16 protein-coding genes are annotated in these 14,532 nt (G+C 43.3%); 11 read left to right on the top strand and 5 right to left on the bottom strand.

Going from position 1 to position 14,532, the window contains the following annotated elements; all coding sequences use genetic code 11:
- Positions 1-32: 32 nt before the first annotated feature.
- Positions 33-938 (top strand): AEC family transporter, encoded by a 906-nt coding sequence (locus tag TV75_RS06220; protein ID WP_044337760.1) that lies wholly within the window; start codon positions 33-35, stop codon positions 936-938.
- A 145-nt stretch (positions 939-1,083) separates the two neighbouring features.
- Positions 1,084-2,334 carry a YeeE/YedE family protein gene (locus tag TV75_RS06215; protein WP_044337759.1) on the top strand — a complete coding sequence of 417 codons (1,251 nt, stop codon included), beginning with the start codon at positions 1,084-1,086 and terminating at the stop codon, positions 2,332-2,334.
- A 52-nt stretch (positions 2,335-2,386) separates the two neighbouring features.
- Here the strand turns inward: TV75_RS06215 and TV75_RS06210 are convergent, their stop codons facing one another.
- Positions 2,387-2,944, bottom strand: coding sequence for a helix-turn-helix domain-containing protein (locus TV75_RS06210; protein WP_044337758.1), 558 nt, complete (start codon positions 2,942-2,944; stop codon positions 2,387-2,389).
- 102 nt (positions 2,945-3,046) lie between these two features.
- On the opposite strand from TV75_RS06210, the gene TV75_RS06205 reads away from it, so the two are divergent.
- The 3 genes from TV75_RS06205 to TV75_RS06195 all read left to right on the top strand — a co-directional run bounded on the left by TV75_RS06205 (position 3,047) and on the right by TV75_RS06195 (position 5,475).
- Positions 3,047-3,769: an AzlC family ABC transporter permease gene (locus TV75_RS06205; RefSeq protein WP_044337757.1), complete on the top strand. Its 723-nt coding sequence runs from the start codon at positions 3,047-3,049 to the stop codon at positions 3,767-3,769.
- On the top strand, positions 3,762-4,073 hold the full coding sequence (locus TV75_RS06200) for an AzlD domain-containing protein (protein WP_044337756.1): 312 nt from the start codon (positions 3,762-3,764) through the stop codon (positions 4,071-4,073). Before TV75_RS06205 ends, TV75_RS06200 begins: the two co-directional genes overlap by 8 nt.
- A gap of 130 nt (positions 4,074-4,203) precedes the next feature.
- Positions 4,204-5,475, top strand: coding sequence for a M48 family metallopeptidase (locus tag TV75_RS06195; protein WP_044337755.1), 1,272 nt, complete (start codon positions 4,204-4,206; stop codon positions 5,473-5,475).
- Between the two features lie 24 nt (positions 5,476-5,499).
- Here the strand turns inward: TV75_RS06195 and TV75_RS06190 are convergent, their stop codons facing one another.
- The gene (locus TV75_RS06190) at positions 5,500-6,165 is read right to left on the bottom strand and encodes a DUF421 domain-containing protein (RefSeq protein ID WP_044337754.1); all 666 of its coding nucleotides are present in this window, start codon (positions 6,163-6,165) and stop codon (positions 5,500-5,502) included.
- 135 nt (positions 6,166-6,300) lie between these two features.
- Entirely contained in the window at positions 6,301-6,537 is a 237-nt protein-coding gene (locus tag TV75_RS06185; RefSeq protein ID WP_044337753.1) for an IDEAL domain-containing protein, read from the bottom strand.
- Between the two features lie 197 nt (positions 6,538-6,734).
- Here TV75_RS06185 and TV75_RS06180 point away from each other — a divergent pair, with 197 nt between their 5' ends.
- Positions 6,735-7,304 (top strand): competence protein ComK, encoded by a 570-nt coding sequence (locus tag TV75_RS06180; RefSeq protein WP_044337752.1) that lies wholly within the window; start codon positions 6,735-6,737, stop codon positions 7,302-7,304.
- A 6-nt stretch (positions 7,305-7,310) separates the two neighbouring features.
- On the opposite strand, the gene TV75_RS06175 is transcribed toward TV75_RS06180, so the two are convergent.
- Positions 7,311-7,700 (bottom strand): hypothetical protein, encoded by a 390-nt coding sequence (locus TV75_RS06175; RefSeq protein WP_044337751.1) that lies wholly within the window; start codon positions 7,698-7,700, stop codon positions 7,311-7,313.
- A gap of 204 nt (positions 7,701-7,904) precedes the next feature.
- On the opposite strand from TV75_RS06175, the gene TV75_RS06170 reads away from it, so the two are divergent.
- The 3 genes from TV75_RS06170 (at position 7,905) to lepB (ending at position 11,708) form a co-directional block, all read left to right on the top strand.
- The gene (locus TV75_RS06170; protein ID WP_044337750.1) at positions 7,905-9,872 is read left to right on the top strand and encodes a S9 family peptidase; all 1,968 of its coding nucleotides are present in this window, start codon (positions 7,905-7,907) and stop codon (positions 9,870-9,872) included.
- A 637-nt stretch (positions 9,873-10,509) separates the two neighbouring features.
- A complete protein-coding gene (locus TV75_RS06165) occupies positions 10,510-11,151 on the top strand; it encodes a TVP38/TMEM64 family protein (protein ID WP_044337749.1) in 642 nt (213 codons plus the stop codon).
- Entirely contained in the window at positions 11,148-11,708 is a 561-nt protein-coding gene (gene lepB / locus TV75_RS06160) for a signal peptidase I (RefSeq protein ID WP_044337748.1), read from the top strand. Before TV75_RS06165 ends, lepB begins: the two co-directional genes overlap by 4 nt.
- A gap of 103 nt (positions 11,709-11,811) precedes the next feature.
- On the opposite strand, the gene TV75_RS06155 is transcribed toward lepB, so the two are convergent.
- Positions 11,812-13,335 carry an HD-GYP domain-containing protein gene (locus TV75_RS06155; protein WP_156142326.1) on the bottom strand — a complete coding sequence of 508 codons (1,524 nt, stop codon included), beginning with the start codon at positions 13,333-13,335 and terminating at the stop codon, positions 11,812-11,814.
- Positions 13,336-13,574: 239 nt separating this feature from the next.
- Here TV75_RS06155 and TV75_RS06150 point away from each other — a divergent pair, with 239 nt between their 5' ends.
- Together TV75_RS06150 and fabG are read left to right on the top strand one after the other, a co-directional pair.
- Positions 13,575-13,790 (top strand): alpha/beta fold hydrolase, encoded by a 216-nt coding sequence (locus tag TV75_RS06150; RefSeq protein WP_044337746.1) that lies wholly within the window; start codon positions 13,575-13,577, stop codon positions 13,788-13,790.
- Positions 13,787-14,530 (top strand): 3-oxoacyl-ACP reductase FabG, encoded by a 744-nt coding sequence (gene fabG / locus TV75_RS06145; RefSeq protein WP_044337745.1) that lies wholly within the window; start codon positions 13,787-13,789, stop codon positions 14,528-14,530. The genes TV75_RS06150 and fabG overlap by 4 nt, the downstream gene beginning before the upstream one ends.
- Positions 14,531-14,532: the final 2 nt, after the last annotated feature.

Here is a 14,532-nt window from a genome sequence, read left to right as displayed (position 1 = left end):
ATCTTTCATTTTAATAGATTGTGGTGACGTAAATGGACGTAATATTGATTGTACTGCCTGCATTACTCGTCTTTGCCGTTGGATATATCGGCCAAAAGAAACTTGGTTTCGAGATCAATTCAATTTCGAAGATGGCCATATACTTAATGTATCCGTTTCTTGCATTCAAGACCTTTTACGAGAATGCACTGAATATGGACTATCTTTATATTTTTCTATTTTGTATCGTGCTTTGTGTAATTTTGATTGTTTCTATTAAAATAGTGGCGAAGGTTAGGAACTATTCAAAACCGAAAGTGTCGGCCATGATTCTATCCGGGGTATTCATGAACAGCGGTAACTATGGAGTACCGATCATCCTATTCGCTTTCGGTGAGCTCGGTTTTCGCTATGCGGTCATTATGATGGTGGTACAGTCATTTCTGATGAATACCATCGGCCTCTATTATGCTGTCAGTGGCAGTGATAAAAAGAGGGAAACGAGGGAAATTTGGATGAAGATCGTCAAGATGCCGATTCTGCATGGTGCATTTCTTGGATTGGGCTTTCAATTGTTGCATCTTGATGTGCCGGTATTCATGAGTCAGACCATTGATCTGGTTTCCCAGGCAACGATTCCTACGATTATGGTGGTGTTAGGGATGCAATTAGCGACATTGGGAGGGAAGAAGGTTGAAAGAGGCGCCCTTTCCTTTATTGTGATCATGAGAATGGTAGCTTCACCCATCATAGCTCTCGTCGTCGTTTCTCTCCTGCCTATTTCTACCATGTTGGGATCGATCCTCATCATTTTGGCAAGTATGCCGACTGCTGCGAATACGACGATGTTTTCTCTGCAGTTCAATACAGAGCCTGATTTAGTGTCTACAAGTACCCTTGTCACTACACTTATGAGCATTGTGACGATTCCGATTATGCTGGCTCTTGTATCCTTATAGAACCGAAGCTGCTTGAGATTTCTCAAGCAGCTTTTTTTAATAGAAGAAAATAAGTGGAAGTCTGTCTTTTTGACAACAGCCTTCTAATCTATTACTATTGTAAAATAAATTCCAACCAATTCAATCAGATTAAGGAGGATTATTCATGGCTGGCTATGTTCAACCGATTAATGAACAAAAGGGCCCAGAGAAAGCGAGTAAGGAATTGAACCCGCCACAGACATCTTTAGTGGCCGGCGGTTTAATCGTTTCAGCGATTCTTGGCCTATATCTACTCTTTACACAAGAAATGGCCCAAATCGTGTTATTGGTGCTGGGGCTTCTGTTAGGATATACATTATTTCATGCACGATTCGGATTCACTTCTGCTTTCCGCAGAGTGATGTCTGTAGGGAACGGGCAGGCACTGCGGGCACATATGGTGATGCTTGCCGTTGCCGTTACGCTATTTGCTCCGATCCTTGCGACAGGCTTTACATTCTTTGGCGGAGAAGCGGCAGGTTATGTATCACCCGTCGGGGTAAGTTTACTGGTAGGTGCCTTCCTGTTCGGGATTGGCATGCAGCTTGGAGGAGGCTGTGCTTCAGGTACCCTTTACGCAATCGGCGGCGGCCGCTCCGTTATGTTTATCACATTGCTATTCTTTATTGTCGGTGCCACAGTCGGAGCCTATCACCTTCCATTTTGGACAGAGGAAATGCCGTCCTTTAAACCTATTTCATTAGCAACCTCTACCGGTTTAGGGTATTTCGGGGCATGGGCCGTTTCGATTTTATTCTTTGGGTTCATCGCGTGGATAACACTGCGGGTCGAAAAGAAGAAAAACCCGCCCCGTATGGCGACACTTCCAACATCTAAGGGATGGAAACGAATTTTACGGGGATCCTGGCCACTTATGGCAGCAGCGATTGTTTTGGCTGTGTTAAATGCCCTCACTCTCATGACACGGGGGAATCCTTGGGGAATCACTTCTGCCTTTGCTCTATGGGGATCAAAGGTTGCCGGAATGTTCGGGGTCGACGTGGCAGGCTGGGGCTACTGGACAGGAGCCAATGCTGAAGCTCTTCAAGCATCGATCTTTGCTGATTCCACAACGGTATTAAACTTCGGTGTCATCCTTGGAGCATTTGTTGCATCTGCTGCAGGAGGCCTGTTCCGATTTAATAAAATCACTGGGAAAAATGCCATGGCGTCCGTCATTGGTGGACTGCTGATGGGGTACGGTGCCCGTTTGGCATTCGGATGTAACATTGGTGCTTACTTCGGAGGGATTGCTTCCTTCAGCCTTCACGGTTATATTTGGGGGATCCTCGCCCTTGGAGGTACGTTCCTGGCACTGTATCTTCGTCCGCTATTCGGATTGTCGGTGCCGAAACCGAAGGATACATTTTGCTAGCCGGATAGTTTAAAAGATCCTGCATGTCATCTCATATGCAGGATCTTTTTGTTTATTCACCGCCATAATAAATAACCATCTGGCATACAGCTGTTTCTCCAGAATCATTTACATATTCATGCCCGGAGTCAGCGGCAAAACGAATCGAACTTCCTTCTGTCAGCTCATAGGTTTCATCTCCGATTTTAAGGTCGACCTTCCCAGACAGCACCGTGATGTATTCCTCTACACCCTTCGTATGGCCTTCATTTTGATACGAGCAGCCCGGCTTCATTTCAACCCGGTAGCTTTCCCATTTTTTTAGGGGATCGAAAGGGAAGATGGGATAAACGATGTAATTGCCGTTATCTTCAAGAACAGGCTGGACGTCTTGATAGTGAATGATGGATACTTGATTGTTTGGCTTTTCAATCAGCGTAGAGAAGGAAACCTTTAAACCATTGGCAATCTTCCATAGAATCGCGACCGTCGGATTCGAATCACCACGTTCAATCTGACCGATCATCGCCTTGCTTACACCGGTGCGCTCTGCCATCTGCTCAAGACTGAAGCCACGCTCCCTTCGGATTTTTCGTATATTATCACCAATTTGAATCGGGAAATTTTCCATGCTAAAACTCCTCTTGTATACTATAGCGTCTATATGTATAATATAATAAATTATCAAAAAATTAAAATAGTAAATTACTTCTATTATAAAGGATGTGAGAGGATGGAGGCACTGCTTTCCACGAAAAAAGTGAGTGATTTTCGTCTGGGTCTGCAGGGAGGACTCAGCATTGCCATCGGATATATGCCTGTCGCGTTAACCTTTGGGTTGTTGGCACGGACAACCGGCCTCACGGTGACGGAAACGGTACTGATGAGCATGCTCGTGTTTGCAGGGGCTGCTCAATACATATCACTGAGTCTGATTGCGGTTGGTACAGGTATCTTTGAAATCATTCTTACAACGTTCATCGTAAACATCCGTCACTTCCTCATGTCGGCTTCTTTAAGTGAAAAACTCGAGGAAGACCGTTTGTTTAAAAAGCTTTTTTATGCGTTTGGTATTACGGATGAAACCTTCACGGTCATCAGTGTCAAAGATGGCAAAGTAAGAACGGGTTTTGCCGTCGGGGTGATGCTCATTTCATACGGGAGCTGGGTCGTGAACTCTGGTGTAGGTTACTTCATTGGGGAAATCCTTCCTGACTTTCTACAAGCGAGCATGATGGTCGCTCTTTATGCCATGTTTGTGGGACTCCTCGTTCCTTCCATGAAAAAAAGTGTGAAGGTCACGTTTTTAGCTGTCGTGGCGGGTGCGTTAAATAGCATCCTTCTTTTCACGACGAACCTTTCAAACGGCTGGTCGATTGTCCTGGCTACCCTCGTTTCAGCCGTGATTGTGGAATTGGTGGTTATGATGAAGGGAGGAGGGAGAACGAATGAATAGCACGGTTGTTTTGATGATCATCGGTATGGCGGTTGTCACGTATATTCCCAGAATGCTTCCTTTCCTCGTATTCAAAGGGAAAGAACTGCCTCCATTTCTTCAAGGGGTATTAAAGAATGTCCCCTTCGCTGTATTAGGCGCTTTAATTTTTCCTAGCATCTTGTTGATTCAAGAGGGGAATCTTATGTTTGGAGCCGTCGGGACGGCAGCCGCATTTGTCATTGCCTTTCTGGGTGCCAACGTCATCCTTGTGGTGATTGGGGCGATTTCTGTTCTGTCTTTGTATTCGGTATTCTTGATGTAAGCCGCGATTCGGATCGTGGTTTTTTTTTATTGGAAGGAGATGTCGCGATTTCTGCCGTAATGTGTTTAGGTTCTAAATCTTTGGACAGGGTATTACATATAGTAATGAAGACGAGAAGGGAGGAAATATGTTGGCTAAAAAATGGGCATTTCGTTCGATATCGGCTTATTTGCTATTAGGCATGCTTCTATATGGGTATTTATTTTTCGTGGCGGATTCTACTTTGCCTGACATGTACAAAGGAAGCAGTGCTGATCCAGCCACCTTTATGAATGATAAAGAAATCACGCTGAGTGAGGATTTCTCGAAAATCAAGAATCTCCTGTTTTTCTTATCCACTCCTTATGAATGGTTGTTTTATTTTCTGATCCTGATTCTAGGGGTCTCTCGTGTGTTTGAGAAGTGGGCAAGGGGAACGGTGAAAAATGGTTTCCTGCAAACGGCCATTTATTTGTTTTGGTTATCGATTGCTTCTTTCGTAGCGATTTTTCCTCTTCAGTATATTTCCTATAAAATTTCGAAGAGCTACAATATTTCCACTCAAACCTTTTCCATGTGGATGAAGGATGAGGTAACGGATTTCTGGGTGAATTACCTCCTCATGTTCATCATTGTATCGGTGTTATATGGATTGATGAAACGATTCAGGCAGCGCTGGTGGTTAGCGGCCTGGGCATTGTCGGTACCCTTTACGATTTTCATGATGTTCGTGCAGCCGGTTTTGATTGACCCGCTATATAATGACTTCTATCCACTGAAGGATAAAGCGTTGGAGGAACAAATCCTGACTCTCGCCGACAAGGCAAACATTCCAACGGACCACGTATTCGAAGTCGACATGTCGGAGAAAACGAATTCACTCAATGCTTATGTAACCGGAGTCGGATCCAATTCCCGGATCGTTCTTTGGGATACGACACTTGAAAAATTAACAGACAGGGAAATCCTGTTTGTGATGGCCCATGAAATGGCTCACTATGTGGAGAAGCACATCTATATCGGCATTGCCATATACCTGTTTCTATCCTTTTTCGGGTTATTCCTGACGGCCAAGCTGATGAGAGGCATCGTCGCCAATCATAAGGAGGACATGAAAGTATCGAGCGTGTCTAGCTTGAGCTCGTTACCTCTGTTCTTAATGATCACTTCCATGCTTCTGTTCACTGTCAGTCCCCTTAGCAACTGGATCTCCCGCTACCAGGAAACGAGGGCTGACCGATATGCAATAGAAATGACCGGTGACCAAGAGGCCGCCATCTCATCTTTCCAAAAGTTATCGAAGGTGGGATTGTCACAAGTGAACCCGCCTCTCTTGGTGAAAATCTTCCGTTACGGACATCCGACGATGCTTGAACGACTTTCTATGTTGGAACAGTACGAAGCGGAGAAAAAAGAAGAATAAAGAAAAAAGCCTGATCCCTCGGGATCAGGCTTTTTCTCTTTTACTGATAATCAGGCTCTTCGCTTTCTCTGTCATATAAGCGAAAATCACATCTTTATGATGAAGTCCGGAGTTGGTCAGTTCAGTTTCCAGCCATTCTTTTGATTTCCCAAGGAGCACCAGGTTCCGAGTTTGGATTTTGCCATCCACAATCACTGAAATCGGTAATCCCTCGTCATCTATTTTGAGGTTGAGATGCTGGACGGTCACAGGGGTGTTTTCCACCTTTGGAATGATGCTCACTTCACCGATGGGCTCGAGCATGGCATAGTCCACATCTGAAATCTTAGGGTAACCTTGTGAGCGTAGAATGGAGGTCAACTGAATCAGCGATATCTTGGATTTTTCCAAGTTATCCTCTAAAATCTCACCATTTTTAATCAGCAAGGTCGGTTCTCCAAGAAAGAAACGGTTTCCCCATTGACTCAAGGTCAGGAATGAAAAAAGTACATGCAGTCCTACTAAAATTGAGAGAGCCGCAATCGTCGGCCAGAATTCTGTGGAGATTAAGGGCTCAGAAGCAATGGTCCCGACTATGATGATGGCCACAAGATCATAAGGGGTCATTTGTACAATTGTGGATTTTCCCATCAGTCGCATAGCGGCTATGGTAATTAAGTAGAGGACAAGAACTTTTATAAGCAGCATCATCATATTCGCTCCAGATTTGTTTAGGTTAGCTATAGGATTTGCTATTAGAGTAGAAGTCATGCATGAAAAGGGGTACCAATGGCCCGTCCATTAAAAAAGGAATAGCTGACTCTGTGGAGAGTCAGCTATTATTTATCATCCGTAGCTTAGGTTCAGTTCGTTTAATTCTTTTGTTAATTTCATGAACAAAGGTTTATTTTTCTTATCCAGGGCGGCGTCAATGTCTGTCAGGAGTTTTGTCTTGCGCGTCATCAGAATGCTTTCATGCAGCACCATGTCAATATAGATCTCCATTACGCTTCTCTCAGCGGCTTTCTTCCGGGTCATGGCAGAAGCTTTCATCATTTCGGTATAGGACTTTTTGTTTTCCATATACGGTCACCCCTGAATTCTTTTTATTAGTATATGGGGTAAGTAGTAAAAATTCAACCAAAAAATTAAATATTCTGATAATTTTTTACTCATAAACGGGTGGCGTGCAGTAAATTTCAGAATTTTTAAAAATATGCGAGACAACCCTCGAAATTTATGGTATTATTTTGGTGAAAAATGTAAATGGAGGCGATGAAATGAGAGAAAAATCTCGAATTATAGAAGAATATGAAGTGAATCCCCATACGATGATTCTGCAGCCAATTGAGTACGGTGCCAGGACATTCACCAAAATCATAGAGGTAGATGACGTGCTGATCTCCCCATTCAAACCGTTTGATATCTTGAAGAAAAGCTGTGAATTCTTTGGTTCCTCCTATGAAGGACGAAAAGAAGGCACCAAGAGACTTACGGGTATAATCTACAAAGCTCCCATCATGGTGAATCCCCAGATGTCCATTTATCTCTTTCCAACATCATCTCCCGTCAAGCAAGAATGTGCCTGGGTTTCCCACACCCATGTTCGTGGGTATGAACGATCGACAAATGGATCAACGAAGGTATATCTTCAAAACAATGAGTCCTGCACGGTTCCGATCTCATACAGTTCCTTTGAAAATCAAATGCTCCGTACCTCTGATTTGCGTATCGCATATACACAGCGGGTTGCAGAAATGGAGAGTAAATATAATTCGAAGGTTCACACTGAAACGAGTAATATAAAAACGTTTTATCTTAATCCAAATATCAAAAAAGCCGATGCGTGAGATCGATCACGCTTCTTTTGTTGTGTCTGTTTTCGTTTCCAGGAATCGGCGAAACAAATAATGCCTCATTAAATCCTCCACCCGGTTGCGAAGGCGCGGATTAAAGTAATTATGATGTTCTTCATAACCTTTATAAAGGAACATATACATCGTAAAAGCATCATCTGATTGAATTCGCTCAACCTTCATCTTATTGGTCCTCATGTACTTTTTCACATGAGCGAGTTCTCCTTGGATGACCTTCATCGTCTCCTCTATCATTTCCAGATACGGTCGTTTTAATTTAAATGGACTGCTGTCGACGATTTGCAGGTCACGATTCAAAATCGTCAGTACCATCGGTAAATAAATCGCCTGTTCTAATATATTCCTGTCGTTCTCCGGGATTCTTGTCATATGAAAAGACTCCTTTTCATTTTGGTATAGAACAAATGTTCGTATTTTTATTTTACGTGGAATCCGATTTACTTTCAATAGGGAAAGTTGTAGAATTTGAATTTGTTTCTATTATGAAGGGCAGGTCGTATTTTTATCCATAAAGGGAAAAGTATTTCTAACGTCGAAATAATAATGGAACAGAAGAAAGGAAGGTGCAAGACCATGAATAAAGGAATTGAAATACAGGACCTCTACGAGTTAAAGGCCGTATCCGATCCAAGACTGTCTCCAAGCGGAGAAGAAGCCGTATTTGTCCAAACCATCATGTGTGAAGAAAAAAATGAGTATTTTTCAACCTTACATAGCATTCATCTGCAAGATCAAACCACTCGCCAATGGACTTTTGGGGAAGAAAGGATTTCATCTCCTAGATGGTCACCTGATGGGGGGACCATTGCTTTTGTCTCAAATCGTTCCGGAGTGAATCAGCTCTACGTCATCCATCGTGATGGAGGGGAAGCCGAGCAGCTGACGGATTATCAAAAAGGCGTTTCGAATCCTGTTTGGTCTCCTTGTAGTCAAAAGATCGCTTTCTCGATGCGGTTGGAGAAGGGGGAGTCTTTTGAAAAAAAGGAAGGCGAAGAAGAGAAATTAAAGCCATTCGTTACGACAAGCATGAAATATAAAAGTGATGACCGGGGTTTCAATGACAACTGCCACTCACAGATAGTAGTGCTGGAAGTGGCGTCGAAGAAATTAAGAAGAGTCACGGATGATGTCCATGATCACACTCTTCACTCCTGGTCTCCCGATGGAAAGCACATTGCGTTTTCAGTGGACAGAACAGAAGATAAAGATTTCTCCTTCCAGTCTAATTTATTTATTTTTCACCTTGAAACGAAGGAATATAAAAAGATTAATGGAGAATCGGGGTACTACGGAGAAGCAAGCTGGTCTCCCGATGGAAAGCATCTCGCCTACTTAGGGCATGGACGGAAATATGAGAATGCGACACAAGATAAGGTGTGGCTGCATCACCTTGAAACCGGCCACTCCATATGCCTGACAGAAAGCATGGATGTTCCTGTAGGAGACTATCTCAATAGCGACAGCATCCAAGGCTCATCTCAAGCTGGAATCCTGTGGTCACGGGACAATGAAAGCTTCTATTTCCTGGCATCTGATTCAGGAAATACGGTCCTTTACTACGCTCATATCGAAGGGGCCATCTACCCAGCATTGCTGCAGGAGGAGCAGCATGTATACGGATTCGACTTCGATTCCGATCGACAAGTAATGCTCGTCGCCATGAGTAAACCGACAGAACCCGGTGAATTGTATACTCTTCATGTCCCTACCGGAGAGTTGAAGAAAATGACCAACCTCAACGGGGACCTGGCGGGTCGTGAATTATCATCTCCTCAACCGTTTATGTACAATGGTGCGAAAGACTGGCCGGTACAAGGCTGGATCATGAAGCCGGCCGGTTATGAGGAAGGAAAGAAATATCCACTGATCGTTGAAATCCACGGAGGCCCCCACACCATGTATGGGAACACTTTCTTTCATGAGTTCCAAGTGCTTGCAAGCAAAGGGTATGCTGTTTTATATGTGAATCCAAGAGGAAGCCATGGCTACGGGCAAGAGTTCGTAGATGCCGTAAGAGGAGATTACGGCGGTGGGGATTACGAGGATATCATGGCAGCAGTCGAGTACGCCCTGGAGGAATTTTCGTTTATTGATGAAACTCGCTTAGGTGTGACCGGTGGGAGCTACGGAGGATTCATGACCAACTGGATCATCGGCCACAGCGATAAATTTAAAGCAGCCGCCACCCAGCGGTCCATCAGCAATTGGATCAGCTTTTACGGAGTGAGTGATATCGGCTATTACTTCTCAGAGTGGCAAATCCAAAGCGACCTCGGCGACATCGAAACCCTTTGGAAGCATTCACCCCTTGCTTATGTGAAGAATATGAACACACCCCTATTAATACTTCACAGCGAAAAGGACTACCGTTGTCCGATCGAGCAGGCGGAACAGCTATTCATCGCATTGAAACGTGAGAAGAAAGATGTGAGATTTGTGCGTTTCCCTGAATCCAATCATAATTTGTCCCGGACTGGAAAGCCTTCTTTGAGGGAAGCGAGGTTACAGGAGATTGTGGATTGGTTCGGTAAGCATTTATAGAGGGGAGAGCTGTCATTCCTGGATGGGGATGGCAGTTTTTTTTAGGGAGAAACGGGGAAGGAAGAATAAAAATATTGGACGAGCGTGGAGAGACTATTCTGAAAGTCGATAATAAAATGGGAAAGTCGATAATATATGGGGCGAAGTCGATAATAAAATGGGAAAGTCGATAATATATGAAGCAAAGTCGATAATAAATTGTAAAACTCGATAATATATGACGTGATGTCGATAATATCGACCGTACGGAGCCGAGGAATCCTTGTCTGGATTGTTTAGAGAAGCAATTTATCAACCGTTTGCCGATTTATCACCTTGAGAAATACTTTTATCTGCCATATTCTCATTTTACCTGCCAAAAATTAAATATATCTGCCATTGTGCGTAATTCGACAAGTTTCACAAAAAACCTACGAACGAACGAACCCAAATCCAAATAATATTCCAGAACCCGTCCCAAAAAATAACCCCCCACAAAACGTTTACATCCCCCCTTATTAGGCAAGGTTATAATAATAAAACCAACAATAGACAACAATGTGGAAATCCTGATCCGGTGTGATATGATGAAAATATAAGTAACGATATAACGAAATGAGTTTATTTGTTCATGGTCGTTTAAGGGGAAACATATAATATGGATATAAATAAGATAAAAGACTGGTTTACGCTTGAGAATATGATGGACTTGATTCAGCAGTATCGTTCCTTTGGACCGATTCCTGGGATCCTGCTGCCGCTGTTGGAAGCATTTCTTCCATTCCTGCCCCTTGTCGTGTTTGTGACAGCCAATGCAAATGCATTTGGGTTATGGTGGGGGTTTCTGTTTTCGTGGATCGGGGCTACGCTTGGTGCGCTCATTGTGTTTCTGTTAGTACGAAGGTATGGGGAAACCCGATTTTTTCGTTTCCTGAGAAGGAACCGCCAAGTGAAACGATTGACCAAATGGGTAGACAAGCATGGGTTTGGCCCGTTGTTCATTCTCTTATGCTTTCCCTTTACACCCTCTGCGGTGGTGAATGTGGTGGCGGGATTGTCGTCGATCAGCATCGCTCAATATATGCTTGCGGTGGTTACGGGGAAAATGGTGATGATTTTTACCATAAGTTTTATCGGATATGATATTATATCATTAGTAAGACAACCAATGCGTACTGTGATCGTTGCAGCCATTATCTTTGTGCTATGGTTTGTAGGGAAACGAATTGAGATACATCTGAATAAGAAGATGGAAATAGACCAACGAATTGAACGGAAAAAGCAGGAGGAATCAAATTGAGAGAAGAGGTAAAAAGAGAAGGACTCGAATGGATAAAAGCCTTAGGAATTGGACTGATCATCTTTGTCATCATCCGAACCTTTCTCTTCTCCAACTATGTAGTCGAAGGTGAATCGATGATGCCGACACTACAGGATGGAAATAAGCTTGTTGTGAACAAAATCGGTTATCATATTGGAGACTTGGATCGCTTTGATGTTGTCGTCTTTCATGCGAATGAGAACGAGGATTATGTGAAACGAATCATCGGACTGCCCGGCGATAAGGTCGTTTATAAGGACGATAAGCTTTATATTAACGGGGAGTACTATCCTGAACCCTATTTAGAGAAATTCAAGCAGGAGTATATCGGAAATAAGCTGACGGGTGACTTTACGCTTGAAGAAATCACAGATGAGCAAACGGTTCCCGAAGGAAAAGTATTTGTTCTTGGAGATAACCGCCGGGGAAGCATGGATAGCCGTTACTTCGGGTTCATAGACCGGGAACAGATCGTCGGGAAAGTGGATCTTCGTTATTGGCCTATCAACGAATGGGATATACAATTCAGAAACTAAAGATATGGCAATGCTGTTCAATACATGAACAGCATTCTTTTTTTAAAAGATTTTTCGCGTTTGCGGACTGTGGAAAGGATGCTAACTCGAAAAGTGATTATTTCTATATTGCAGCATTAGATAAGATCTGGGATGTCCCTGTCACTTTAATCCCACTCATAAACGCTTTAACAAACTCCTCATCCCACTGTGTCCCTGTGCCTTCTTCCAAAATGGAGAGGGCTTTTTCGATAGGCATTCCTTTTCGATAAGGGCGATCAGAGGTCATGGCGTCAAAGGCATCGGCAACAGCAATTAATCGGCCGAACACGGGAATCTCGTCTCCTTTTAATCGATCCGGGTATCCGCAGCCATCCAAGCGCTCATGGTGATGCTTGATCCCGGGTAAGATGGGGAGGAGATCTTCGGTTAATTGAACGCCTTTGACAATTTCCTCGCCAATGACAGGGTGGCGCTTGATTTGCTCAAACTCTTCATTGGTCAATTTACCTTCCTTTAAAAGCACATCATCCCGGATTCCTATTTTTCCAATGTCGTGAAGGAGGGCCGATTTATTGAGTAAGTCGATGTCTTTTTGAGACCAGTTGCATTGTTTGGCAATTATAACAGAAAACTCCGCAACGCGTTTAGAATGTCCGGCCGTATATGGGTCCCGTGCATCCAATGTACCTGCTACCACTGCAAAAAATTGATCGAGCAGCTGCTGGTTTTTCTGATCTCTCAGGTTGATGGCTCCTACCATGTGGTTAAAGCCGGAAAATAAATGAGAAAACTCATCGGTGTATGTATTCACTACGGGTGAAACATGCCCCTCTTCTACTTTTTCAAAACGGGCTACAAGCTCTTTTACGGGTGCTTCGATACTTTTGAAAATAAGGAGGGCTCCATAGAAAGCTAGAATTGTAATGATGAAAATCAGAGTCCCTGCCCATTTCCAGTAGTCTACTAAAAGAGTGGAGTCCGCAATCGATAAGCGAATCTGTGAAGCTAATGAAAAAAGCAGGATTGGAAACAGGGCAAGAAACAGGGCAGCCGCTAAGATTTTTCTTTTTAAACTGATAAATAGGGTGGACTGACTCGACGGATCGACTCCGTATGTTTCAACTGTTTTTCGAATAAGGTCCACTTGGAGGGAATGACAAGCTCTAAAGGTTAAGAAAAATTCAATCAAAGCATGAAGAATCGCCACTAAAAAGGCGCCGCACCAGGCATAAAAAATGTAGGTGTACGGAATTGACAACCATTCTGCGTTGATGCTGATAACCGTCAAGAAAGTAGACGGAAGGGCAAGCCCCAGAAAGTGGGGAAGCATGATTCGTTTAACTGTTAAAAGTGGGAACCTTTCCACTTGTTGATAGGCAGTTGAGAAAAGGTCCAGACTTAGTGTTGATGTCTTCTTTTTATAGACGAGCTTTATCGGACGAATATGCTTCTGATACACCAAAAATTCACAGCTGAACATCGTGACGATTGAAAGGGTGATAATGCCCCCCATTGTTAATAGTTCTCTTTCATTAAGGGCAAGGGTTTGGAAAATGAATACAGATCCAACACCAAAGACAGCTATAAAACTCCCGATTAGATAATTGTTAATGATTGTACGTTGAAACTGCTGAAATACATTCAAGGATGAATCCTCCAATTTCACTAACATTTAGTAGATTCATTATATAGGAAATTTGGAGGGTGGGACATACAGTTATAGAAGTTTGTTCTATTTTAAAGAAAGTCGGTGATGTCATTACTCTATTCATACTTCCGAATCTATAAACTTAAACCCACGTGTAACTCATTTTTAACTCCCCTCACCTGATATATCACACACCTGATATAGGAAATCGTCTTCGTACAATTGAAGAAGTGATGATGGACAGGGAGAAAACATTACCGGTTCTTGTTTTAAGAGGGGATCGGGATTATGTGATCACAAAAGAAATGACAGAGGAAATCGTCGAAGATATAGGAGAAAACGCTACATTTGTTGAATTAAAGAATAGTGGGCATTCACCGCTCATCGATAATGTAGATCAAATGCTTCCGGCAATGACATCATTTTTGCAGATGAAGGAGGAACTGGCATGAGACTGGAAGGGAAAGTAGCCCTCATAACGGGTGCAGCGAACGGAATCGGTTATGCCGCAGCAGAAATTTTTGTGAAGGAAGGGTGCTGCGTTGCCCTCGTTGATTTCAATCAGGAGCTGGGCGAGGAAAAAGCCCGACAGCTGAATGAACTGGGAACGGGGAAAGCAGCCTTTTTTCAAGGGGATGTAGCTGATCGCTCTTCTGTTGATTCTTTTGTAAAAGAGGTAAAAGAGCAATTTGGGAAAATCGATATTTTAATTAACAATGCTGGAATCACAAGGGACGGAATGATTCATAAGTTATCACCGGAAGATTTTCAAAAAGTGTTGGATGTGAATTTGACAGGTGTGTTTAATTGTACCCAAGCGGTTCTCCCCCATTTGATTGAAAATGGAAAAGGGAAAATCATAAACACATCTTCAGTAAGCGGGGTTTACGGAAATGTCGGTCAAACCAACTATGCTGCAACAAAAGCTGCGGTTGTGGGGATGACGAAAACATGGGCGAAGGAATTAGGCCGCAAAGGGATCAACGTGAACGCAGTCGCGCCTGGATTCACCGAAACGAGCATGGTGGAAGGCGTTCCGGAAAAGGTCATCGAGCAAATGAAAGCGATGATTCCCCTTGGAAGATTAGGGAAACCGGATGATATCGCGAAAGCATATTTGTATCTGGCATCTGATGACAGTGACTATGTGAATGGAACCGTCCTCCATGTAGATGGCGGCATCATGATGTAACT

The organism is Rossellomorea aquimaris, from assembly GCF_000935355.1.
Taxonomy (GTDB): domain Bacteria; phylum Bacillota; class Bacilli; order Bacillales; family Bacillaceae_B; genus Rossellomorea; species Rossellomorea aquimaris_B.
The sequence above is the reverse complement of the archived record's forward strand: the minus strand, read 5'-3'. Positions and strand labels throughout refer to the sequence as shown.